We start from the raw sequence: 23,467 nt of genomic DNA, 5'->3' as shown, positions 1-23,467 counted from the left end.
ATGAAGCCAAGGCTCCCTCGCGGCTGAAGCCGCTCCTACAGGGGGCGAACAGCCCCCTACTGGGCCGGGCCGCGCCGGCTTGCGAAACGGTGGCGGTCGTCCATCTCGTCGTTGACAGCCCGCACCGCCATCGAGGCTTCGCTGGCCAGCAGCAGGCTCGATCCGAACATCGACAGCACGCCCAGTACCGCCATGATCGTCGGCCCCGGTCCGAACAGGTGGTTGAAGAACGAGTCGCCTGCGACCAGCAGGCTGGTGCCCACGAAGCAGCTGATCGCCACGTACAGCAACTGGCTGGCGCGCAGGATGATCTGGCTGCGTCGGCGTTGCACCGTGATCCGCCGCTCCAGTACGGCGCGTTCGCCGGCATCCTCGATCTCGGCTAGGTCCTTGAGCAACTGCCGCGCGCGATCGATGATGCGCGCCAGGCGCGCGTTGGCCGAAGCCAGCAGCGCCGCGGTTGCGGTCAGGAAGAACGCGGGCGCGAGCATCGCGGTGAGGATGGCGTAGTGGGCCATCGAAGCGTTGGAGGGCATGGCGACTCGGGAGCGGGCGGGGCGGCGGGTTATCATGCCGCGTCCCGACAACCACCGCGAGCGCATGGCACCGCACGACACTGCACAGGGCGACGGCTACCTGGTCTGGATCGACCTGGAAATGACCGGCCTGGACACCGACCGCGACTCGATCCTCGAGATCGCCACGGTGGTCACCGACGCTGGACTCAAGGTACTGGCCGAAGGTCCGGCCTTCGCGATCGCGCATCCGCTCTCGGCGCTCGAAGCCATGGACGAGTGGAACCGCAACCAGCACGGCAAGTCCGGCCTGTGGCGGCGAGTGCTGGAGGAGGGCGTCGCGATGGCCGAGGCCGAGCAGCGCACGCTGGCCTTCCTGCAACAGTGGCTGGGTCCGCGGCAGTCGCCGATGTGCGGCAACTCGATCTGCCAGGACCGCCGCTTCCTGCACCGGCAGATGCCGGAGCTGGAACGCTTCTTCCATTACCGCAACCTCGACGTCAGCACGCTCAAGGAGCTGGCCCGGCGCTGGGCGCCACAGGTGCTGTCCGGCGTCAAAAAGGCGGCCGCGCATACCGCGCTGAGCGACGTGCACGACTCGATCGATGAACTGCGCCACTACCGGCGCTTCATGGGGCCGCTGTCGGGCCAGCCTGCGCCGGCCTGAACCGTGGCGCGCGTCAAGGCTCCTGCCCACGCGCGGGAGCGCTAGCATCTCGCCATGGCACAGATGATCGAACCGGCCGGCGGCCTGTCCGCCGATACCCTGGACCGCGCGGATCTGCTGCGCGCCGTAGCGCTCCTGGAAGCGCCAACCATCACCGCGCGCATGGCCAATCTGGTTGGCGCGCCGCTGGAGTTCGCGGTGCGTGCGTTGCCCGCGTCGGTCTCCGCGCGCATCCATGGCGCGGTCGAGGCCGCGCTGTACCGTTCAGCGCAGGTCGCGCTGTCGAGCATGGACAACCGCCCCGGTCGCGTCGCGTCCACGCGCTGGCACAAGGTGGCGGCAGCGACCACCGGCGCGATAGGCGGGGCATTCGGCTTCACCGCGCTGTTCGTGGAGCTGCCGGTTTCGACAACAATCATGATGCGCGCGGTGGCGGACGTGGCGCGCAGCGAAGGCTTCGACCTGTCCGACCTGGCCACTCGCCAGTCCTGCCTCGAAGTCTTCGCCCTGGGCGGCAAGTCGACCAAGGATGACGCCAGCGAAACCGGCTACTACCTCGCGCGCGGCTTCACCGCCGACGTGATGCGCCACCTTTCCGCGGAACTGGCGGGACGCAGCCTGGCGGGGCAGGGGCTGACCGGCGGGATCGGGTCAAAGGAAACGGGCAAGTGGCTGGCGAAACTGGTGGAGAAGGCCGCCGCCCGCTTCGGTGTCGTGGTGACTGAGAAGTTCGCGGCACAGGCCGTGCCCATCGTCGGCGCTGCGACGGGCGCCGCGCTCAACACCATGTTCACCGACTACTACCAGGACGTAGCCCGTGGTCACTTCATCGTGCGACGCCTGGAGCGGCGCTATGGCGAAGCGGTCGTGCGCGAGGCATACAACCGGCTGGCGCGGGGCAGGGCGGGTTGAGCATGCGTGCCCGCGGCGCCTGCCGCGGGCACGTCCACGATCAGCTCCTGGCGTCGGCCTTCGCCTTCGACTTGGCCAGCTTCAGCCAGGTATCGACCACGGTGTCCGGATTCAGCGACACCGACTCGATGCCTTCCTCCATCAGCCACTGCGCCAGATCGGGATGGTCGCTCGGCCCCTGGCCGCAGATGCCGATGTACTTGCCCTTGGCGCGTGCGGCCTTGATCGCCATCGACAGCAGCTTCTTCACCGCCGGATTCCGCTCGTCGAACAGGTGGGCGACGATCGATGAATCGCGGTCGAGCCCCAGGGTGAGCTGGGTCAGGTCGTTGGAACCGATCGAGAAGCCGTCGAAGATCTCGAGGAATTCCTCGGCCAGCAGCGCATTCGAGGGCACCTCGCACATCATGATGATCTTCAGGCCGTTCTCGCCCCGGCGCAGGCCGTTCTCGGCCAGCACCTCGATCACCCTGTGGCCTTCCTCCAGGGTGCGCACGAACGGAATCATCACCCAGAGGTTGTCCAGGCCCATCTCGTTGCGGACGCGCAGCACGGCGCGGCATTCCAGAGCGAACGCCTTGGTGAACGAGGGATCGACGTAGCGGCTGGCGCCGCGGAAACCGATCATCGGGTTCTCTTCATGCGGCTCGTAGTTCGTGCCGCCAATCAGGTTGGCGTACTCGTTGGACTTGAAGTCCGACAGCCGCACGATCACCGGATTGGGCGCCACCGACGCGGTCAGCGTGGCGATGCCTTCGGCAAGCCGGTCGACATAGAAATCCACCGGCGAGGCATAGCCGGCGCTCTTCTCGTCGATCTTCTTCTTCGTCGCCGCGTCCTGGCGGTCGTATTCGAGCAGCGCATTGGGATGCACCCCGATGTGCGCGGCGATGATCATCTCCAGCCGCGCCAGGCCGATACCGGCGTTGGGCAGCTGGCCGAAGTCGAACGCGCGCTCGGGGTTGGCGACGTTCATCATGATCTTGAGCGGCGCCTCGGGCATCGAGGCCAGGTCGGTGGTGATGCGATCGAAGGGCAGGGCGCCGTCGTAGATGAAACCGGTATCGCCCTCGGCGCAGCTGACCGTGACTTCCTTGCCGTCCTCGATCACGTCGAGCGCGTTGCCGGTGCCGACCACCGCCGGTACCCCAAGCTCGCGCGCGATGATCGCGGCGTGGCAGGTGCGGCCGCCGCGGTTGGTGACGATTGCCGCGGCGCGCTTCATCACCGGCTCCCAGTCGGGATCGGTCATGTCGGCGACCAGCACGTCGCCCGGCTGCACGCGCGCCATGTCATCGAGGCTGCGCACCACGCGTGCGACGCCGCTGCCGATCCTCTGGCCGATCGCGCGTCCCTCGGCAATCACGGGGCCGCGCTGCTCCAGCGCGTAACGCTCGATCTGGGTCGCCTTGGTGCGCGACTTCACGGTCTCCGGACGCGCCTGCACGATGAACAGCTTGCCGCTGACGCCGTCCTTCGCCCACTCGATGTCCATCGGACGGCCGTAATGCTCCTCGATCACCAGCGCCTGCTTCGACAGCTCATGCACGTCGGCATCGGAGAGCGAGAAGCTGCGGCGCAGTTCGGCCGGCGTCTCCTCGGTCCTCACCCGCTCGCCGGGCTGGTCGGAATAGACCATGCGCAGCTGCTTGGCACCGATCGAGCGGCGCAGGATGGCGGGCTTTCCGGCCTTGAGCGTGGGTTTGTAAACGTAGAACTCATCGGGATTGACCGCACCCTGCACGACCATTTCGCCCAGGCCGAAGCTCGAGGTCACGAAGACCACGTCGCGGAAGCCAGACTCGGTGTCGAGGGTGAACAGCACGCCGGACGCGCCGACGTCCGAACGCACCATCAGCTGCACGCCCGACGAGAGGAACACGTCCTCGTGCTTGAAGCCGTGGTGCACGCGATAGGCGATGGCGCGATCGTTGTAGAGGCTGGCGAAGACCTCCTTGACCTTGCGCACCACGTCATCGGCACCGGTCACGTTGAGGAAGGTCTCCTGCTGTCCTGCGAACGATGCGTCAGGCAGGTCCTCGGCGGTGGCCGAGGAGCGCACCGCGACCGCGATCTCGCCCCCGCCGTTGTCGGCGCACAGCTGCGCATAGGCCTTGCGGATGTCGGCATCCAGCCCGGACTGCAGCGGCGCGTCGATCACCCAGCCACGGATCTCGCCACCGGCCGAGGTCAGCGCGCCGACGTCCTCCACGTCGAGCGGTGCGAGCCGGTCGAAGATGCGCTGGTGCAGGTCGTTGTGCGCGATGAAGTCCTTGAACGCATCGGCCGTGGTCGCGAAGCCACCGGGCACCGACACACCCAGCCCGGAGAGCTCGCCGATCATCTCGCCGAGCGACGAATTCTTGCCGCCAACCTGAGCCAGGTCGGACAGCCGCAGGTCGTTCAACCAGAGGATGTTGGCCGTCGGTCCGGACGGCTGCGGTGCAGACTGGTTCAAGGCGGAACTCCCAAGTGTGGCGAAAGCGAAAGGACCAGGCAGCGCCCAGTCGAAAAGACGCTATTTTAGCCCCCACACCGGCCACGACAGCCGCCCGCGAACAAGGAGACAGCGTTGTCAACGACCAGACTCGTGTTCTACGTATCCGATGGGACCGGTATCACCGCCGAAACCATCGGCCACAGCCTGCTCACCCAGTTCGCTGGCACGAAGTTCACCACCAGCCGCATTCCCTTCGTCGACAGCGTGGAGCGCGCAGAAGATGTGGCCGAGCGCATCCGTACAACCGCCGCGGCGGAAGAGCAGCGCCCGATCGTGATCAATTCATCGGTCAACCCCGCCATCTCTGCGGCACTTGCCCAGAGCGGGGCGCTGATGCTGGATGTGTTCGAGCCGTTCATCGAGCGCCTCGAATCCGAACTCGGTCAACAGCGCCAGGCCAAGGTGGGGCAGGCGCACGGCATGGTCGATTTCGACACCTACCACCGGCGTATCAACGCGATGAATTTCGCGCTCGCCCACGACGACGGCATGTCGATCAACTACGACCAGGCCGACGTGATCCTGGTGGCGGTGTCGCGCGCGGGAAAGACGCCGACGTGCATCTATCTGGCGCTCCATCACGGCGTGGCTGCAGCCAACTACCCGCTGACCGACGAAGACCTGGAACATGACCGCCTGCCGTCGCGCCTGCGCGCGCACCGCTCCAAGCTGTTCGGCCTGACCATCGATCCGGTGCGCCTGCAGCAGATCCGCCAGGAACGGCGACCGGATTCGCACTACGCGGACCTCGAAACCTGCAAACGCGAGGTGCTCGCGGCCGAGAAGCTGTTCCGCGCCGAACGCATCCCGCTGCTCAGCACCACCCATGTTTCCATCGAGGAAATCTCGAGCAAGGTGATGTCGACCCTGGGTCTGGAGCGGGTCATGTATTGACGGGGCAGGGGAGGCGTGTCGCGCAGCCTGCGTTGCGCGGCAACTGCACGGTGTGCCGGACACCCATGCGGGAATTCGATGGCAGCGCGCTGCGCCGACATGATCCTCATGCGCCGGGTGTTACGCGCGGAGCCCTCTACAAGTTCCTTAACGTAGGCGCTTCCGGCTGAATCTTCAATCCTGCCCGCGCGCGACGCCAGCGTGTAGGATCGATCCATGCACCAGGTCGCCGCACGCAACACGCAGATCCCCAGGCTCGGCCGTTTCGGCTGGCTGATGGGTCTGTACGCGGAGAACTTCCAGCGCATGACGCGCTTGTTCGAACCGGCAGACCTGGCCGTCGGACGCCATGTTTCGAGCATCGGCAACGGGCTGGACGTGCAGCTCGACGTGCTCGAGCAGCATGTCTACACCACCGAGCTGCGCCTGACCTACACCGTAATTGATCCCGTTACCGGCGAGCCGGATCCGTCCGCATTCCTGCGCCTGTACCGCGACGCCAGGCAGGCCGAGGCCACCCACTGCTACGTCGGGCGCCGCTGGCAGGACGTGATCGGCATGTACCCGCCGCCGGGCGAAGTACTCGACCACCGCATGCGGATGAACACCTTCCTCGGCAAATGGCTGCAGTACCTGGCCGAAAGCGGCCATGGTGTGGCCACGCTGCGGCCGGTCGAGCCGGAAGTCGTCGGGACCTGAGCCCGCAAACGCCGCTGCAGGAGCGGCTTCAGCCGCGACCGCGATACGCCGTGCCCGTTCGAATGCCAACGCGCCTTGCCGCGAAGCACTGGCATTCTCGCGCTAAAAAAATGGGCCCGGAATATCCGGGCCCATTGAAAAGTGGCGTCCCCACGGGGATTCGAACCCCGGTCGCTACCGTGAAAGGGTAATGTCCTAGGCCTCTAGACGATGGGGACGCTGTAAAACCTTTCTTCCGCTCATTTTCCGTGCGGCCTGTGCAGCGGAAAACGTGGTGGAGCCAGGCGGGATCGAACCGCCGACCTCCTGCATGCCATGCAGGCGCTCTCCCAGCTGAGCTATGGCCCCACGTGCTGGAAAGCGCGAAATTGTAGGGGCGACCGTGATATCCGTCAACAGGTGTCGACCGATCCGAGCGACGCGCCGCGTACATCCTCGCTGCAGAGGTTCAGTTGCAGCGCCTGCGGCAGACTCAAAACTTGCTGTTGCTGACGGACCAAGCTGTTGCGCAGCTGCGCGATGTTTGTCGATGGCCAACCTCGAAACGCAATCCACATCAAGGTTGCGTTCGTGGCGGTGGTCATCGCGAACACGGGAAAGAACGGCACCGGCACGAGGATGGGAACGTGGCTCCCAAGGATCCGGCTGTACTGGGACAATTTGGAAGGCGGGAACCACCAACTCACCGGGCGCGCCGATCAGGATGTTACATAATATGCATTATGCGAAATCAAGGATGTGCCGATCCGGCACAGAAACCGCCTCGCCCGGAAGGAATTTTCGGTCACCGCTGAGCGCTTCGGCAATGTTGGCGGATGACAGGGACTGCGGACGCGCTGCCCTACACCGGAATCAACGCTTGCAGGCCCGGTTGACGCCTTCGTCCAGGCGTTGGAGATCCTCATAGGTACGCTTCAAGCCGAGGATTCTCAGCATCGTGTCCCGGTACGCCTTCGCGTCCTCGCAGGCTTTGTTGTTTCGATCCGGATCCCACGGCATCGGCCGGGCTCGCGACGGCGCCCGGACGGCTCCGGATGCCGGCAGGAAGCTGCCGACCTGCCGTGATGCCTGAGCACGCCGTACGGCATCACTCCGGGCGGCCCGCGAGGTTTCGGTTTCCTCATAGGCATCAACGGCGACGCGCTTGGTCTCGCGCGAGGTTGCCGGACACGGCGCGTCCTGAATGCTCACGCCGCCCTTGTAGTCCACACACCGGTACAGATTCTGCGCGCCAACCGGAGACATCACGGTCAACAGCACTATCGCCAGGAAACCTTTCATCCCCGCCTCCCCAAAGGCTGGGCGAACTATAGCAACGGAAGAACAAGGGAGCGCGCGCGTTCCGGCTGGAGTTCCCGGGAACACGGAAGCTTCCCGTTGGGTGATCTGCATCTGGCCAGACAGGCGGCAGGCGCACCATCCCGTCGCATCGCGAACACCCTGCCCGCGGCCGGGCCCGCGAGCCCTTCGCCCTGCGTTTACATCCGCCGCACACCCACGTGCCTAGACTCGTCCATTCCCAGCGACGGCAGCGAGGTCGACATGTCCATGAAGCATCGCCACGTGTTCAGAACGCGCAATGTCGATGACGCCAGCCGGGCCGTGCAGGCGGCGGTGGCTGGCGGCATTCCCGATGGCGACGTGCACATCGTGGCGCGCGGCGACATCGAGGTGGGACGGGTCAGCGACCGCCACAAGATGGCCGACAGCGACCTCATCCCTGCGGCCATGCGCGGCATGCTCATCGGTGCAGGCCTCGGGCTGGTGCTGGCCATCGTGCTGATGCTGGGCTGGGATGCGCCGATGTGGTCGCTGTGGATCGCCATACCCGGAGGCGCCGTGGTGGGAGGCTTGGCGGCTTCGCTGGCAGGGGCATCGATCCAGGATCCCGTCCGGCGCCAGTTCGCGTCCGAGCTCGAGGCTGGCGACGTGCTGGTGGTGGTGGACGCCGACGCCGATTCCATGCCGGCCGTACACCAGGCGATGGAACTCGCGGGTGCGACTCCGCTGTCCTACGATGCGCCATCGGCGATGACCTGAGCGGAGGGGCTCAGTGGTAGCCCTGCCCCGCCACGATCTTGCCGCGGAACACCCGGTACGACCACGCCGTGTAGCCCAGGATCACCGGCAGCATCACCACGACGCCGGCCAGCATGAAACCCTGCGACGAAGGCGGCGCGGCAGCCTCCCACAGCGTCAGCGATGGCGGTACCAGGTAGGGCCACATGCCCAGCACCAGGCCGGCGAAGCCCAGGCCGAAGAAGCACAGGGTGAGCACGAACGGGCGTGCGTCGCGGCCTTCGGCCATCGCGGCGCGCCACAGCGCGAACGCGGTCAGCACGGTCAGCACCGGCACCGGCGACAGCCACCAGAAATTGCCGGCTTCGAACCAGCGTGCCATGACCCTTGAATCCAGGAACGGCAGCCAGGCGCTGACCAGTCCCATGAATACCGCGACGACCAGCACCAGCGGCCGCGTCAGCACGCGCGCCATGCGCTGCAGGGTGCCCTCGGTCTTGAGGATCAGCCAGGTGCTGCCCAGCAGCGCATAGCCGAACACCAGCGCGGCCCCGGTAAGCATCGAGAACGGGCTGAACCATGACAGCAGGCCGCCGATGTAGCGACCCTCCTGCACCGGCATGCCTTCCACCAGCGCGCCCAGGATGACGCCCTGCCAGAACGCCGCGCACAGCGATCCCAGCGCGAATGCCCAGCCCCACAGCCACCGCGTGCTGCCGGCCTTGAAACGGAACTCGAAGGCGACACCGCGAAACACCAGCGCCACCAGCATCAGCAGCACCGGCAGGTACAGCGCCGACAGCACCAGCGCGTAGGCCTTCGGGAAGGCAGCCAGCAGCCCCACCCCGCCCAGCACCAGCCAGGTCTCGTTGCCGTCCCAGATGGGCGCCGCGGTGTTCATCATCAGGTCGAGCTGGTCGCCGTCCTCGGCGAAGGGTGCGAGGATGCCCAGACCGAGCACGAAGCCGTCGAGCACGACATACATCAACACGCCGAATCCGATCACGCCAAACCACACCACCGGCAGCCAGGTCTCGATGGGCATCAGCGTATTCCTTCTTCCAGTGATGCGTCTGCCGCGCTCAGCGGCCGCGCAGGGGTGCGCTCGCCGCCCTCGGTTTCTGGCTCAGGCTCGTGCGGCATCGGGCCGCGGCGCAGCATGTTCAGGATGTAGGTCGTGCCAAAGCCGAAGACCACCGCGTAGACCAGCATGTAGATGCCCAGCGACAGCGCCACGCTGGACGCGCCGACGTCACTGACCGCGTCCGCAGTGCGCAACTGCCCGTACACCACCCAGGGCTGGCGCCCCATCTCGGTGACGAACCAGCCGGCAAGAATGGCGATGAAACCCGCAGGCAGCATCACATTCCATGCGCGATGCAGGTGTCGGGCCGTCGCCAGCCGTCCCTGTCGCCAGCGCACGCCCGAGGCGACGGCCAGCAGCAGCATCGCCATGCCAAGTCCGACCATGACCCGGAACGCGTAGAACACCGGCGCCACCGGCGGCAGTTCCTCCGCTGGGGCCGAGTCCAGTGCATCGATCTGCCCATCCCAGGTGTGGGTCAGGATCATGCCGCCCAGGCGCGGGATGGCGATCTGCTGGCGGTTGGTGGCGGCCGCCTGGTCGGGAATCGCCCACAGCACCAGCGGCATGCCCTCGCCTTCCGGCAGCCGTTCCCAGTGGCCCTCCATGGCAGCCACCTTCAGCGGCTGGTGTTCGGCCGTGTTGAGGCCATGCAGGTCGCCGACCAGGATCTGCAGCGGCAGCACGATCAGCGCGAACGCGGTCGCCAGGCGCAGCATGCGGATCGCCGGCTCCCGATGCACGCCCTTGCGCAGGTACCAGCCCGACACGCCCCCAATCACGAAACAGGTGGTCAGGAAGGCGGCCAGGGTCATGTGCACCAGGCGATACGGAAACGAAGGATTGAAGATCACTTCGCGCCACGAAGTGACGTGGAAGATCCCGTCCACCAGTTCGACGCCCTGCGGCGTATGCATCCAGCTGTTGGCAGCCAGGATCCAGAAGGTGGACAGCAGCGTGCCCAGCGCCACCATGCAGGTCGCCAGGAAATGCAGCCGCTCCGACACGCGCTTCCAGCCGAACAGCATCACGCCAAGGAAGGTGGCCTCCAGAAAGAACGCGGTCAGCACCTCGAAACCAAGCAGCGGGCCGATCACGGCGCCCGCGCGCTCGGCGAACACCGACCAGTTGGTGCCGATCTGGAAGCTCATCACGATGCCGCTGACCACGCCCATGCCGAACGACACGGCGAAGATCTTCAGCCAGAAGAAATACAGGTCCTTCCACACCGTGTCGCGGGTGCGCAGCCAGCGATACTCCAGGAAGGCCAGCCAGCTCGACAGCCCGATCGTGAAGGCCGGAAACAGAACGTGGAAGCTGATGACGAAGCCGAACTGGATTCGCGAAAGAAGCAGGGCATCCATCGCGCTGGAATACCACAGCGGCCGCGAAATCCGGGTTAACCCCCTCAGCCTCACCCGCCAACGGTGGCGCAACAAGAAGGGATGGACCCCTACGGGCCCGTCCCTTCCAAAGACCTTCCGCTAGACCTCAGTGGGGTTGTTGCGGCGTCTGCGTACCACCCTGTGCAGTCTGTCCGGTACTGCTGCTACCGCCAGTGCCGCCCGCGCTGGGGGTGCCATCTGTGCTGCCACTGCCGCCGGCGGCGCCAGTGCTGCCGGTCGCGCTTGTGCCACTGCCTGGCTCGCTCGCACCCCGCGTCCGCGCAGAATCGTCTCCGCCGCGCGCACCCGTGGTGGTACTGGTATCGAAGTCGCCTTGGGCCGCGGGCTCCTCCGCCGCCACCTGGATGCGGTTGTCGAGATCCTTGACCCCGGAGATCGAATCGGCGATGTCCTCGGCGCGATGCTTCATCCAGCGCGTGGGCACCTTGCCCTCGAGCACCACACTCCCCTGCTCGCAGCGCACTTCGATGTCCGTGGCGTCAACGATCGGATCATCGCAGAGCCGCTCGTTCACCTCGTCGAGGATGCGCGCGTCCGATCGGGTGTAGCCACGCGGCCCGCGGCCGCGATGACTGCCCTGCCCCTGCGTACGATAGGCCTGCTCCCAGCGTGACGAAGCATCTTCGGCGCCCTGCGTGCCACCGGCCCTGCCCGCCGGCCTGCCCCCGGCCTGTCGGCGCCCTTCGCCTCCAAACCCGAAGCTGCCCGGAAGATAGTCGTCTTCATGGGGCCGGAATCCGCCAGGCTGGCTGCCGTAGTGGCGCGCACCAGCCTGTTCTTCATGGCGCGATTCCCAGCCCGGACGGCCACGGTTGCGCGCCAGTTCGTCGGCGCGTGCATCGAACTCGCGCGCCGGTCGGTCGTCGTAGTCATGGCCGCCGCGCCGGGCACGTGCACCATGGTCGCCCCCGGCGGAAAACGAGTGCTCGTCGGACGTATAGCGTGCGTAGCCGGTCTCGGCTTCCCGTCGCGGCGTGGACCAGTCGTCGCGTCCCGCATCGGCGCGCCCTCCCTGGAACCCGCTGCGCGGCCCGTTGAACTGTTCCCCGCCATCATGACGAGGCGGATGATCGTCGCCCTGCTCCCGTCGCGTTGCGGCATGCAGCCACTCGCGACCTTGCTCGAGGTACTGCGCGCCGGTTTCAAGCAGGCGTTCGGCAACCGCCCTGAGCTCGCCGACGCCGGCGACATTGTGTTCGTTGTCGGGGCGATGACCCCAACGTGATCGGTTGGAATTACGCACTGATATGCCCTCCTCCGTTGATGTGGATGGTCTGGCCGGTAATGAACGATGCTTCTTCGCTCGCCAGGAACACGTAGGCCGGCGCGACTTCGGCAGGCTGTCCCGGGCGCTTGAGCAGGGTCGAGGCGCCAAACTCGGCGACTTCCTCCGCGCTGAAACTGGCCGGGATCAGCGGCGTCCAGATCGGGCCTGGCGCCACCGCGTTGACGCGCACGCCGCGATCCGCCACGGCCTGGGCCAGCGAAAAGGTCAGCGCGTGGATGGCGCCCTTGGTCGCGGCGTAGTCGATCAGCTTCTCGTGCCCGCGCACTCCGGTGACCGAACCGGTGTTGATGATCGATCCGCCTTCGCCCAGGTGCTCAAGTGCAGACGTGGCCATGTTGATGTACGCGAACACATTGGTGCGGAACGTGCGCTCGACCTGACCCGGGGTCAGGTCCTCGGGCTTGTCGACGGTGTGCTGTTCGGCTGCATTGTTGACCAGGATGTCGAGCCGGCCGTGTGCATCAACAGTGCGGCGCACCAGCTCGCGGCAGAACTCCGGATCGCCCAGGTCGCCTGCGATAGCGGTGCATTCGCTGCCTTCGGCCACCACCAGGCGTTCCGTTTCGGAGGCATCCTCTTCTTCGTCGAGATAGCCGATCACGACCTTCGCGCCTTCGCGGGCGAAGTGGATGGCGACTGCGCGGCCGATCCCGCTGTCGCCGCCGGTAATGAGCGCCACCTTGCCGTCCAGGCGCTTCGATCCGCGGTAGCTGTCGCGGATGCTCTGCGGTTGAGGCTGCATCTTCGACTGTTCCCCCGGCTGGTGCTCCTGCTCCTGCGGCGGCAGCTTCGCGGGTTCGTCGTTCATTCTGCGCTCCGTCCTTAATGGGTGGGTACCATGGCATCCAACCCGTGCAGTCCGTGTCGCGGCGGTCTTGCGGAACCGGCAACGCATTGCGTCACACGCGCCTTCGACGCTGCCAGTTCGTGGGAAGCTGCGCATCGGCAACTGCGCAGTTTCCGACGCAGATCAGGGATCGCCGCGACTCCTCTTAGAGCGTCGCGCCAGGCTCACGTCGGATTTCAGCTGCCCGGCGCCTCGTCCGATGGCCGGTGACTCACATCCACCACGTCGTCCAGCCAGAAGTAGCGCACCACGCCCATGCCACCGATGTCGTCGAGCTTGAGCACGGCGTTCATGCCCTCCCTGCCCTCGTGATCGATGAAGGTCTGCAGGCCGGGCTTGGCCAGCACCACGCCCGATACGGACGCACCGCTGGCCAGGGTGACGGTGACGCGCGCCTCCTGCTCCAGCGTGTCGCACAGCGACGAGAGTCTTTGGATGTCCTGTTGTCGGGTATGCACCCGGTCCGCGTGTTGCGCCATGAGCCTTCGCCTGGGGGATATCTGCGACCGATCCTACGTGCCGGCGTGTCAAGCCCGTGCGTGCAAACGGCGCGGGAACGTGCGTCCGGGGTGCAGTGATTAGCAGGCGTTCAGTCCCTGCATTCGCACCGTTGTCAGCCTGGCGTAAGTTGCGGCGGCCGCACTTTGCGACGCGAGTGGAGTCACGTCGGCGCAACATCCGCTGCGCTATCAATCAACCCTTCCAACACGAGGCACGCACCCATGAACCGCGACCGCAAGGATCTGCAGGACCCGGCGTCCCAACCAGCTGGCGAATCGCCGGACGAGCGGCGCGCGCGCAAGGCGCGGGCAAGCGAGAACCAGGACGAAGCCCTGGAGGAAACATTCCCGGCCAGCGACCCGGTGTCGCCGTTCATTCCGGCGAAAAGACCCGAATGAAGGAGGCCGGGCGCGGCGCGTGCCCGCAGCCTTTGATGGGCTCTGCAGATGCGGCTCCTGCCGAACGGAATTGAATTGCAGGCGATTGCGGCTGAAGATGCCCCCGGGACCAGTGGGTTCGTCACTTCCCGGCAAGATAAGCGTAGATCGCCTGATTTTCTCCGACATCCGCAGCAAATTGACAAATTTTTACACGGTTCACGCTATGGTGGCGCACCATCCGCTACCAGAAGACCTTTGATGGCCCCCAAGAACAACAACACAGTCCTCCGCAAGTCCGGGAAGTCCGGCGGCAAGCAGAACGCAGCCCTCACCCGCGAGCAGATCGAAGACCACATGACGGCGTTCCGCAAGGCCGGCGGCAAGGTCGAGAAGCTCGGAAACACCAATACATTCAAGAAGATCGGCTGATACCGCGATCCGGTCCGCTCAGCGGATCGGCACATCGTGGAAGGCCTCAGGTGGCGGATGCATCCGCAACGTGTAGTGCCACCACTCCAACGGATAGTTCTCGAAACCGTGCCGCGCCATGGTATCGCGCAGCCGTGCGCGGCTGTCGCGCTGCCCCTGGCTGATGCCGGGGTGGTCGGTGTTGGCACGTGGATCGAAGAAGTCGAACGCCGTGCCCATGTCGAGCGGCGAGCAGCCGCGCTGCCCGCAGCGAAGCAGCGTGAGGTCCACCGTCGCGCCCCTGCTGTGGCCGGACTGGTCGGCGATGTAGCCGGGCACCAGGCCGGCCTTGTCCAGCGCCGGGTAGTACTCGGCCTTGGTCGACTGGTCGCCCGTGTCCGCCGCCCAGCGCACGAACTGGCGCACCGCGCGTGCGGGACGGTAGCAGTCGAAGATGCGCAGGCGCAGGCCTTGCCGCCGCAGCTCCAGTTCGACATTCCGCAGCGCCTCGGCCGCCGGACGCAGCAGGTAGCACTTTGCTGCGCCGTAGCCGTCGACCGGCCTGCCGGTGAAGTTGCGCGGGCCGGCGTAGCGAATGTCGAGGTCGATGTCGGGCACCAGTTGCCCGATGTCCACCATGCCGACGGATTCGGGCGTGCCTGCGTGTTCGGGTGACACGCCATCTGCGGCAGCGCGCATAGCTGGCCCGGGAACGGTCTGCGGCGACGTGGTGCAGGCCGCGCAAAGCAGCATTCCGAGCAGCGCCATGCCCAGGCCGAGTCCGCGCCTGCCTGTCGATTCACCCGATGCGCGTGGCGCTTGGCAGCAGTGGGAAGCATCGGTCATGCAGTGTCCTCCGGCGCAGGCGCCACGGGACGCTGGATCCAGGCCCCCGGATGGATGAAGCAACTGCCCTGGCCTCCCATGACACCAGGCTGCTCAGGGCGCCGGGCAGTCGCCGATACGCTCGAAAGCGAGATCCTCGAAGTCGTAGCTGAAGTCCGCATCCGGGTCCACCTTGGCCATCGTCATCCGGGTGGAGGCGTCGCTGGCGTCGAACGAGAGCCAGGCCTCGACGTCCACGTCGGGATCATGCCAGTCCACCAGCAGCCGGTCGCGGCTGCGCAGCACAGCGCCGTGCAGCTTGGGCGACTTCAGCGCACGGAACTCGACGCCCTCGCCCGCCGCGCACACCAGCGCTTCGCCAAACCAGGGGTCGGCGTAACGTCCCGGCACCAGCAGCCGATCGGATGCCGTGGCCGTTGCGCGGTCGTCGGCAATTGGGCCGGCCGCATCGGCCGGCGCTTCCCCCGCGGCTGCGCGCGCCGTCGCCAGCAGGCCGGCGTAACGGGCTACCGTCAGCGCGGCGTCATGCGGTTGGGTGTAGCGCTTGACCAGCACCTGGCCCAGCACCGTTCGCAGCTCGTCCGCGTTGCCGTTGGCCAGGATCACGATGCCGACACCGAGTTCCGGCAGCAGCGTGAGCGCCGAATACATGCCCGACAGCGTGCCGGTGTGCGACACCTTCCATCTGCCGTCGACGTCGGCCAGCCGCCAGCCGTAGCCATAAGCCGAGAAATGGCTGTTGTCCCAGTCGCGCATGCGTTGCGACAGCGGCATCGGCATGTGGTTCTTCCAGACTTCCCCGCGCTGCGTTTCCGACAGCCAGGGTGCGCCGGCTGCGTCCAGGCCATGGTGCGTGGGCTGCAGCCACATCGCCGCCCAGCGCAGCATGTCGTCCAGGCTGCAGCGGAGGCCGCCGGCCGCCATCATCGGCACGTCCGCAATCACTTCGCCATCCTGGCGCACCACCACCTGCGTGCCGCCGGGCTGGCGCATGTGCGGCTGCGCGACGTTGCCCACCGCGTCGCGCCTCCACTGCCCGGCCTGGCATCTGTCCATGCCCAACGGCTGGAACAATTCGCGGCGAACCAGCTCGTCGAACGGCGTGGCGCCCACGGCTGCGGCCACCTCGCCGGCAACGATGTAGAGCGTGTTGTCGTAGGCGTAGCGCGAACGGAAGCTGTAGGCCGGCTTGAGGTGTCGCAGCCCGCGGATCACGTCCTCGCGCGTGAACAGGTTGGGCTCCGGCCACAGCATCAGGTCGCCGGCGCCGGCGCCGAGCCCGCTGTTGTGGATCAGCAGGTCGCGCACCTGCATCTCGCGCGTGCCCCAGTCGTCGTGCATGCGGAACTGCGGCAGGTGCTTCACCACCGGATCGGTCCAGTCCAGCTTGCCCTGGTCGACCAGCCGCGCCAGCACGGCCGCGGTCATCGCCTTGCTGTTGGATGCGATCTTGAACAGCGTGTCGCGGTCGATGGCCTGCCCGCTGCCGGCAGCAAGTTCCCCGCGCGTGCGCGCGAACACGACCTCGCCACCGACGATCACACCCACCGCCAGACCGGGCGGGTCGTACCGCTCGAAGGCGTCGTCGAACGCGGCCTCGAGCGCGGCGACATCCGCGTCGGCTCCCACGTCGGGCGCGGGTTGGCGAGCGTGCGCGCAGGCCGCCGACAGCATCATCAGCGCACAGGAAAGGAAACGGCCCGCGTGCAGGCCGTTTCCACGCGTAGCAGCTGAAGCCTGCACGGTCACCAGAAGTCGTATTGCACCAGCAAGGTATAGGCGCGTCCACGCGGATCGGCGATGCGCGGCTCCCAGCCGGCGCCGCTGGCCCAGTCGTTCTTGTGCGCGGTGAACGGCGGATCCTCGTCCAGCAGGTTCTTCACGCCGAAGGTGAGGCGCAGGTTGTCGAAGCCGCTGTAGGTGGTGCTGTAGTTGTAGGTGATGTAACGGTCGACGTCGGGGTTCCACTGCGAAGGAATGTAGTGGCCGTTCGAGACGCTGGTCGGCTCCTCGTCCTTGTAGCCGTGGCGATAGAGCTGGGTCAGGCTGTGCGACCAGTCGCCGCGCGACCAGGCGAAACCGAGCGTGTGCTTCCAGCGCAGCGGCAGGCTCCAGTAGCGGATGTACTCACCGACCCGGTTCTCGGAGTACGGCATGAACTCGAGCAGCTTGTCCTGGTAGTTGTCCAGGTAGCTGCCGTTGAGGTTGACGTTCCAGTTGCCGCCGGCCAGTTCGCCGCGGACGTTGAGGTCGAGCTCGACGCCACTCATCAGGGTGCCGCCCGAGTTGACGAAGCGACGGTCGATCAGGACCACCTGGCCGGCTGCATCACGGATCCAGTTGGCGCTGAAGATATCGTAGTTGTCGCGCAGGACGTCGAGATCCGGGCCGGTGCGGATGGTGTTGAGGCGTTCGATCTGCCACCAGTCCAGGCTCATGTTGAACCAGTCCACTGGCGCGAGCACGAAGCCGAGGCTCTTCTGCCTGGACTCTTCGGGCGCGAGGTTCGGGTTGCCGCCGGTGAGGATATCCGGGTCTATCTGCTCGCAGCCCGGCACGCTTACGTCCACCACGCCGCCCGGGCAGGAGGCCGGGTCGGCCAGGTCCAGCGCGTTGTTCTGGCTCTCGGTCATGCCGCTGAACAGCTTGCTGAACTCCGGCGCCTTGAAGCCGGTGCTGTAGGCGCCGCGAACGGCCAGCGCATCGATCGGCTGCCACTTGAACGAGACCTTGGGATTGGCGGTGCCGCCGAAGCCGCTGTAGTGGTCATAACGGGCGGCAAGGGTGGCTTCGAAGCGCTCGAAGAACGGCAGGTGGATCTCGGTAAACACCGCCTTGACGTCGCGGCTGACCTCGTCGAGGGCGTTGGCATCATCGAATGGCGCGTTGAAGATCGCCGGGCGCGTATCGGCGGCGCGGGGGTCGCCGTTGAACTCGAACGCTTCGCGCCGCAGGTCGACGCCGACCGCGACCTGCAGGTCGCCGCCGGGCAGAGGGCCAATGCTGCCCGACATCACCGCATCGAAATTGGTGACCGTGGACTTGCCGCCATACAGCACCACGCCCTGCGCAGAAGCCGCCTGCAGCGCCGCGACGGCCTCCGCGCTCTGCTGCTGCCCGGGCATCAGGAACGGGTTGAGCAGGCCATCCGCGAAAGCCGCCTGCAGTCCCTCGACGTAGTGATAGCCCGTTCCGAGTTGGGACTCGGATTCGCTGGAAGCGCGCGACAGGCCAAGGCTGTAGTCCCAGCCGCCGAGCGTGCCGTCCAGGCCGGTCATGAATCGGAAGGCTTTGGTGGTGGACTCGATCTCGCGCGGCCCGCACTCCATGCAGCGCCAGCGATAGCCGATGGGCGCGCCGTAGGTCAGCGCACCGGCGCCGAAGTAATCGGCCATCGCGCCGTAGACCATGTCGTAGGTGTCACGGGTGCGGTCGTTGAGCGGATACCAGGTGGAGGGGTTGAACACCGCCGTCGCGGTAGCGGACGAGGAGATCTGGTTGGGTTCGAAAATGCGGTTGGCCTTCGCGTTCGAGCCCATGAACTCGACATAGGCCTGGTGCGAATCGTCGATCCGGAAGGTTGCCCGCCCGATCGCCTGCACGGTTTCCAGCGGCTGCTGCATGACTGCGGCGGCCGGATAGTCCCAGGTGCAGCCGTAGCGCGATGCCACGCTGGCCGCGGTGGTGGCCCACAGCCGGTAGTCGTACGGCCCCATCATGTCGCTGCCGGCCTCACAGCCGGGGCCGCCGGGCAGGTTGAGGGTGTTGACGCCGTTGACCGTGGCGCCGTCAGGCGCGGTGAGCGTCGTTCCGGTGAGCCCGCCGGCGAGGTTGAAGATGGTCGCGAACGGTGTGCCGCGCGTATCGGGCGAGAGTCCGCGCTCGGGCTGCAGGCTGTTGGAGAAGTCGCGGGCGTTGCCGCGGAGCACGTCGTTCTTCCTTGCGCCCACGCTCAGAAAGGCGTTCCAGCGGTCGCGGTCCAGGTCGCCGCCGCCCACCAGGAAGTCGGTGCGGTAGATGTTGCCGCCACCATCCTCGGTCAGGTCGACGAAGGTCGATGCCTGCGCGCCCTGGTAGTCGGTGCGGGTGATGAAGTTGATGACCCCGCCGATGGCGTCGGTGCCGTAGATCGCGGATGCACCGTCGCGCAGCACCTCGACACGGTCGATCGCGGCGAACGGGATCGAGTTCAGGTCGACGGCGGTGCCGCGCAGGCCGTGGGTCGCCACGCGGCGGCCGTTGAGCAGCACCAGCGTCGCATCCGCGCCCTGCCCGCGCAGGTTGGCGCCGGACACGCCATTGTTGCCGCGCAGGTCGGCCGGCGCGATGCCGGCGTTGGCCGACAGGTTGTCCGATCCGTTGCCGGCGATGTTCATGTACATCATCAACTGTTCGGCGGACGAGATGCCCTGCGCCTCGATCTCCGCCTTCTGGATCACGGTGACCGGCAACGCCGCTTCGATATCCGTGCGCTTGATGCGCGAGCCGGTGACGCTGATGCGGTCGAGCGTGCGCGTGGCTTCGCTGGCCGTGTCCGCGGGCGCGGTGTCCTGGGCGGCGGCAGTCCCTGCCAGTGCAAGCGCGATGGCGAACGGAAGCGCGGATACCAGCGCGGTTGTGTTGCGGGTGCGGACTGCAGCCATGGAATTTCCCCGGAAAAAGTGGTCGACAAGCGACGCACAGGCGCGTTGGAACAGATACGCCCGAGTCCGTTGTCGTGTGTTGCCCCCTGCCCTGTTGCCTGAAACGCGCCCCGGAATCCCGTCGGTTTCCGGGTGCGCGTCGCAATGTCGCGCGCCGGATATCCGCACGCCCCTGGAGTCATCGTGCGGCTGCCGTCGTTACCGGAGTGGCTCTGTCGGCTGTGTAACATGACCGTAGTGCGTGGTCAATAAATTATTCTTGACAGAACAACAAGATGAATGATGTATTCCCAGCCGGCGGAAGCGCGGCTTTCCGCAGGAGATTTCTCTTGCAAGAGCGTCGTTCGCTCGCAGGACTGCGATGGCTGGTGGCGGGAATGCTTGCGATGGCCGCATGCGGCTCCAGTGCGCGGGCGCTCCACGATCCGCAGGCCGAAGTGCTGCCCGGCGTGGTCCAGGCGCAGTTGCAGCCGGCGTACTGGGCAGGCCGCTTGCGCGATGCGGATCGCATCATCCTCGATGCCGACGCCATCGCCGCGCACAACGCGCGGATGCGCCAGTCCGAACCATCCTTGCACGACATCGAACAGCTGCCCTCCACGATCGAGGCCGAGCAGGTGCGCGCCTGGATCGAGGCCGCCTCGCCGCGTCCGGAGGGCACGCTGTACGACGCGGACGGCAAGGAAGGCAGCGCCCGCGCAATGGACAGGCTGGTCAACGCGCTCGACCTCAAGGGCATCCCGCAGACCCAGGTGACCCGCCATGGCATGGTGGTGCGGCGCGCGGACCTGCGCACGTTCCCGACCCACCTGCGCGTGTTCAGCACGCCCGACGATCGCGACATCGATCGCTTCCAGGAAAGCGCGCTGTTCCCCGGGACGCCGGTGGCGGTGGTGCACCGCAGCCGCGACCGGCGCTGGCTGTTCGTGCTCAGCGAAACCTATGCGGCGTGGATTGAATCGGACGCGGTGGCGTTCGGCGACAAGGCGGATATCTTCGCCTACACGCGCCGCATCCCCTTCCTCGTGGTCACCGGCGCGCAGGTGCGCACGGTGCACACGCCCGAGCGCCCGGCCGTCTCCGCGGTGCTGCTCGACATGGGCGTGCGCCTGCCGCTTGCCGACTGGCCGACGGACGAGCCGCTCAACGGCCAGCATCCCGGCTTCGGCCATGCGGTGGAACTGCCGGTGCGCGGCGACGATGGCAGGCTGGAGTTCGCGCCCGCGCTGATTCCGCGCTCGGCCGACGTCTCGCCCGACTATCTGCCGCTGACCAAGACCGCGCTGATCGCGCAGGCGTTCAAGTTCCTGGGCGAACGCTACGGCTGGGGCCACCGTTACGACGCGCGCGACTGCAGCGGCTTCGTGTCCGAGGTCTACCGCAGCTTCGGCCTGCTGCTGCCGCGCAATACCAGTGCGCAATCGCGCAGTCCGGGCCTGGACGGGATCGCCATCGACGCAAGCCTCGGTCACGACGAGCGCCTGCGCCTGCTGCGCCAGACCGAGGTGGGCGACCTGATCTATATTCCGGGCCACGTGATGATGGTGATCGGTCGCATCGAAGGCGAGACGTACGTGATCCACGACACCGCCGGCATCTCGCTGCTGGGCGAGGGCGGCGCGCTGCGCAGGTACCGGCTCAACGGCGTGGTGGTCACCCCGCTGCTGCCGCTGATGTCGGACGCCACCACCGCGACCGTCGACCGCATCACCAACATCCGGCGCATCCGGCCATGAGCGACACAGGGAAGGCGGCCGCGGCCGCGGGGAACCCACACGCATGAAGATCACCGAGGTGCGCCTGGGGCGGGTCCGGGTGCCGCTGAAAACGCCGTTCAAGACCGCGCTGCGTACCGTCGACATGGTCGAGGACATCATCGTCTCGATCCACACCGACAGCGGTCACGTGGGCTACGGCGAGGCCGCGCCCACGGCGGTGATCACCGGCGACACCCACGGCTCGATCATCGAGGCGATCGGGCGGATCATCGCGCCGCGGCTGATCGGCGAGGACGTGGCCAACCTCAACCGCATCGTGCGCCTGGTGCAGACGGCGCTGGAGCGCAACACGAGCGCCAAGGCCGCGGTCGAGATCGCGGTGTACGACCTGTGGGGCCAACTGCACGGCGCGCCGCTGTATCGCATGCTTGGCGGCGGCGAACCGGTGATCACCACCGACATCACCATCAGCGTCGACCATATCGACAAGATGGTGTCGGATTCGCTGTCGGCGGTGGCGCGTGGCTTCGAGTCCCTCAAGATCAAGGTTGGCAAGGACATCGGACTGGACGTGGAGCGGGTCAAGGCGATCCACGCCGCGGTCGAAGGCCGCGCCCTGCTCCGCCTCGATGCCAACCAGGGCTGGAGCGCCAAGCAGGCCGTGCAGGCGATGCATGCGCTCGAGGACGCGGGCGTGCACATGGAGCTGCTCGAGCAGCCGGTGCGCGCGCGCGACATCGCCGGGCTCAAGTACGTCAGCGACCGGATCAGGACGCCGGTGATGGCCGACGAGAGTGTGTTCGGGCCGCTGGAGGTGATCGAGCTGATCGAACAGCGCGCCGCGGACATCATCAACATCAAGCTGATGAAGACCGGCGGCATCTCCAACGCGATCCGCATTGCCGACATCGCCGCGCTGTACGGGGTGGAGTGCATGATCGGCTGCATGATCGAAACCAGCATCAGCGTGGCCGCGGCCGTGCACCTGGCGATCGCCAAGTCCGACGTGATCACCAAGGTCGACCTCGATGGCCCTTCGCTGTGCGCATTCGACCCGGTCGACGGCGGGGTCAGCTTCAACGAATCCGAGATCTCGGTGTCCGAAGCGCCGGGCCTGGGCATCCGCGCGATCCGTGGCTACCAGCCGATCGTCAGCTGAGCCGATGCAGCCGCTGCTGATCATCCGCTCCGAGCGGGGACAGATGTCGGCGATCGAGCGCCGCATCGCCGACTTCATCCTCGACAACGCTCAGCTGTTGCGCGACTACTCGTCCCAGCAGCTGGCCAATGCGCTCGGCATCAGCCAGTCGAGCGTGGTCAAGTTCAGTCAGAAGCTTGGCTTCAAGGGCTATCCGGACCTGAAGTATTCGATTGGCGAGGCGGTTGCGCGCGCCGGTGAAAGCGTCGAGCCGGAGAGCCCGTTCCGCACCGGCGATGGGCAGGACACGTTCGCGCGCACGCTGTGGCAGGCCAAGTCGCGCGCCGAGGAGGAAACGCGGCTGCTCAACCCGCCCGATCGCCTCGAAGCCCTGGCCGGCATGGTGCGCGACGCGGACAAGACCTTCGTGGTCGGGATCGGCGAGGACAGCGTGATGGCGCGCGCCTTCGCCATCCGGCTGTCGCTGCTGGGCTTCCTTGCGATTCACCATTTCGATCCGGTGCTGGTGCCGGCCGAGGTGTCGAGCTCGCGCCGTGACGACGTGCTGCTGCTGTTCTCCGAACGCGGCGAGGCCGCAACGCTGTCCCGGCTGGCGCGCGTGTTCCGCACGCGCGGTGGCAAGGTGGTCTCGGTGACCCGCCACACCGCCAACGGGCTGCGCGCCCACGCCGACCTGGCGCTGCTGGTCTCGGCCTACGACGAGGCGCGGCACGTCGAACCCCTGCTCTACCAGGCCGCCCTGCAGCAGTTGCTGGACCTGGTGTTCCTGCGGCTGTGCGATGACGAATCACGGCGGCGACGCCTGGACGATTACCGGGAACACGTGCGCTCGCTGCTGGACGGATGAGTGTCTGCACGATGACCTGCTTCCGCACCGCCCGGGATCCAGTCGGGCGCACCTCCCCCGCAACGACGACGATCATGGGTCGCCGCCCACGCCGGCCCGCGACCCGATCCCGCAAGCGCGACTGGCCGGTTCGT

22 protein-coding genes and 2 tRNA genes are annotated in these 23,467 nt (G+C 66.8%); 10 read left to right on the top strand and 14 right to left on the bottom strand.

The window, feature by feature from the left end; genetic code table 11:
* Positions 1-56: 56 nt before the first annotated feature.
* Positions 57-536 carry a DUF2721 domain-containing protein gene (locus ACW5DW_RS08265; protein ID WP_457018277.1) on the bottom strand — a complete coding sequence of 160 codons (480 nt, stop codon included), beginning with the start codon at positions 534-536 and terminating at the stop codon, positions 57-59.
* A 64-nt stretch (positions 537-600) separates the two neighbouring features.
* Between ACW5DW_RS08265 and orn the strand changes: the two genes are divergently transcribed.
* Complete coding sequence (gene orn / locus ACW5DW_RS08260) at positions 601-1,182, top strand: oligoribonuclease (protein ID WP_457018436.1); 582 nt, start codon at positions 601-603, stop codon at positions 1,180-1,182.
* Positions 1,183-1,236: 54 nt separating this feature from the next.
* Positions 1,237-2,094, top strand: coding sequence for an EcsC family protein (locus ACW5DW_RS08255; protein WP_457018276.1), 858 nt, complete (start codon positions 1,237-1,239; stop codon positions 2,092-2,094).
* A 40-nt stretch (positions 2,095-2,134) separates the two neighbouring features.
* Here the strand turns inward: ACW5DW_RS08255 and ppsA are convergent, their stop codons facing one another.
* Complete coding sequence (ppsA, locus tag ACW5DW_RS08250) at positions 2,135-4,552, bottom strand: phosphoenolpyruvate synthase (RefSeq protein WP_457018275.1); 2,418 nt, start codon at positions 4,550-4,552, stop codon at positions 2,135-2,137.
* Between the two features lie 114 nt (positions 4,553-4,666).
* Between ppsA and ppsR the strand changes: the two genes are divergently transcribed.
* On the top strand, positions 4,667-5,488 hold the full coding sequence (ppsR, locus tag ACW5DW_RS08245; protein WP_457018274.1) for a posphoenolpyruvate synthetase regulatory kinase/phosphorylase PpsR: 822 nt from the start codon (positions 4,667-4,669) through the stop codon (positions 5,486-5,488).
* 216 nt (positions 5,489-5,704) lie between these two features.
* A complete protein-coding gene (locus ACW5DW_RS08240) occupies positions 5,705-6,187 on the top strand; it encodes a DUF1249 domain-containing protein (protein WP_457018273.1) in 483 nt (160 codons plus the stop codon).
* Positions 6,188-6,329: 142 nt separating this feature from the next.
* Here the strand turns inward: ACW5DW_RS08240 and ACW5DW_RS08235 are convergent.
* From ACW5DW_RS08235 to ACW5DW_RS08220, 4 genes are all read right to left on the bottom strand, one after another.
* Positions 6,330-6,405 (bottom strand) — tRNA-Glu (locus ACW5DW_RS08235).
* A gap of 54 nt (positions 6,406-6,459) precedes the next feature.
* Positions 6,460-6,535, bottom strand: a tRNA-Ala gene (locus ACW5DW_RS08230).
* 44 nt (positions 6,536-6,579) lie between these two features.
* Positions 6,580-6,846: a hypothetical protein gene (locus ACW5DW_RS08225; protein ID WP_457018272.1), complete on the bottom strand. Its 267-nt coding sequence runs from the start codon at positions 6,844-6,846 to the stop codon at positions 6,580-6,582.
* 193 nt (positions 6,847-7,039) lie between these two features.
* Positions 7,040-7,468 carry a DUF4124 domain-containing protein gene (locus tag ACW5DW_RS08220; protein ID WP_457018271.1) on the bottom strand — a complete coding sequence of 143 codons (429 nt, stop codon included), beginning with the start codon at positions 7,466-7,468 and terminating at the stop codon, positions 7,040-7,042.
* A gap of 282 nt (positions 7,469-7,750) precedes the next feature.
* Here ACW5DW_RS08220 and ACW5DW_RS08215 point away from each other — a divergent pair, with 282 nt between their 5' ends.
* Complete coding sequence (locus ACW5DW_RS08215; RefSeq protein ID WP_457018270.1) at positions 7,751-8,227, top strand: hypothetical protein; 477 nt, start codon at positions 7,751-7,753, stop codon at positions 8,225-8,227.
* Positions 8,228-8,237: 10 nt separating this feature from the next.
* On the opposite strand, the gene cydB is transcribed toward ACW5DW_RS08215, so the two are convergent.
* From cydB to ACW5DW_RS08190, 5 genes are all read right to left on the bottom strand, one after another.
* Positions 8,238-9,251, bottom strand: coding sequence for a cytochrome d ubiquinol oxidase subunit II (cydB, locus tag ACW5DW_RS08210; protein WP_457018269.1), 1,014 nt, complete (start codon positions 9,249-9,251; stop codon positions 8,238-8,240).
* Positions 9,251-10,654 (bottom strand): cytochrome ubiquinol oxidase subunit I, encoded by a 1,404-nt coding sequence (locus tag ACW5DW_RS08205; protein ID WP_457018268.1) that lies wholly within the window; start codon positions 10,652-10,654, stop codon positions 9,251-9,253. The genes cydB and ACW5DW_RS08205 overlap by 1 nt, the downstream gene beginning before the upstream one ends.
* 127 nt (positions 10,655-10,781) lie before the next feature.
* Complete coding sequence (locus tag ACW5DW_RS08200; protein WP_457018267.1) at positions 10,782-11,939, bottom strand: BON domain-containing protein; 1,158 nt, start codon at positions 11,937-11,939, stop codon at positions 10,782-10,784.
* Positions 11,932-12,792 (bottom strand): SDR family oxidoreductase, encoded by an 861-nt coding sequence (locus ACW5DW_RS08195; RefSeq protein WP_457018266.1) that lies wholly within the window; start codon positions 12,790-12,792, stop codon positions 11,932-11,934. Before ACW5DW_RS08195 ends, ACW5DW_RS08200 begins: the two co-directional genes overlap by 8 nt.
* Before the next feature lie 215 nt (positions 12,793-13,007).
* Entirely contained in the window at positions 13,008-13,310 is a 303-nt protein-coding gene (locus ACW5DW_RS08190) for a DUF3247 family protein (RefSeq protein ID WP_457018265.1), read from the bottom strand.
* Positions 13,311-13,553: 243 nt separating this feature from the next.
* Here ACW5DW_RS08190 and ACW5DW_RS08185 point away from each other — a divergent pair, with 243 nt between their 5' ends.
* Together ACW5DW_RS08185 and ACW5DW_RS08180 are read left to right on the top strand one after the other, a co-directional pair.
* The gene (locus tag ACW5DW_RS08185) at positions 13,554-13,730 is read left to right on the top strand and encodes a hypothetical protein (protein ID WP_457018264.1); all 177 of its coding nucleotides are present in this window, start codon (positions 13,554-13,556) and stop codon (positions 13,728-13,730) included.
* 240 nt (positions 13,731-13,970) lie between these two features.
* Positions 13,971-14,141, top strand: a complete 171-nt coding sequence (locus ACW5DW_RS08180; RefSeq protein WP_457018263.1) for a hypothetical protein — start codon at positions 13,971-13,973, stop codon at positions 14,139-14,141.
* 18 nt (positions 14,142-14,159) lie between these two features.
* Here the strand turns inward: ACW5DW_RS08180 and ACW5DW_RS08175 are convergent, their stop codons facing one another.
* The 3 genes from ACW5DW_RS08175 to ACW5DW_RS08165 form a co-directional block, all read right to left on the bottom strand.
* Complete coding sequence (locus ACW5DW_RS08175) at positions 14,160-14,798, bottom strand: M15 family metallopeptidase (RefSeq protein ID WP_457018262.1); 639 nt, start codon at positions 14,796-14,798, stop codon at positions 14,160-14,162.
* A gap of 261 nt (positions 14,799-15,059) precedes the next feature.
* Positions 15,060-16,595, bottom strand: a complete 1,536-nt coding sequence (locus tag ACW5DW_RS08170; RefSeq protein ID WP_457018261.1) for a serine hydrolase — start codon at positions 16,593-16,595, stop codon at positions 15,060-15,062.
* Positions 16,596-16,711: 116 nt separating this feature from the next.
* Positions 16,712-19,609: a TonB-dependent receptor domain-containing protein gene (locus tag ACW5DW_RS08165; protein WP_457018260.1), complete on the bottom strand. Its 2,898-nt coding sequence runs from the start codon at positions 19,607-19,609 to the stop codon at positions 16,712-16,714.
* A 386-nt stretch (positions 19,610-19,995) separates the two neighbouring features.
* Between ACW5DW_RS08165 and ACW5DW_RS08160 the strand changes: the two genes are divergently transcribed.
* Genes ACW5DW_RS08160 through ACW5DW_RS08150 form a run of 3 tightly spaced genes read left to right on the top strand, consistent with a single transcriptional unit; the run spans position 19,996 to position 23,333 of the window.
* The gene (locus ACW5DW_RS08160) at positions 19,996-21,345 is read left to right on the top strand and encodes a C40 family peptidase (protein WP_457018259.1); all 1,350 of its coding nucleotides are present in this window, start codon (positions 19,996-19,998) and stop codon (positions 21,343-21,345) included.
* Positions 21,346-21,388: 43 nt separating this feature from the next.
* Positions 21,389-22,486: a dipeptide epimerase gene (locus tag ACW5DW_RS08155; RefSeq protein WP_457018258.1), complete on the top strand. Its 1,098-nt coding sequence runs from the start codon at positions 21,389-21,391 to the stop codon at positions 22,484-22,486.
* A 4-nt stretch (positions 22,487-22,490) separates the two neighbouring features.
* Positions 22,491-23,333: a MurR/RpiR family transcriptional regulator gene (locus ACW5DW_RS08150; RefSeq protein WP_457018257.1), complete on the top strand. Its 843-nt coding sequence runs from the start codon at positions 22,491-22,493 to the stop codon at positions 23,331-23,333.
* Positions 23,334-23,467: the final 134 nt, after the last annotated feature.

This window comes from Luteimonas sp. A482 (assembly GCF_054072655.1).
This window is presented reverse-complemented; position numbering and strand designations above follow the sequence as displayed.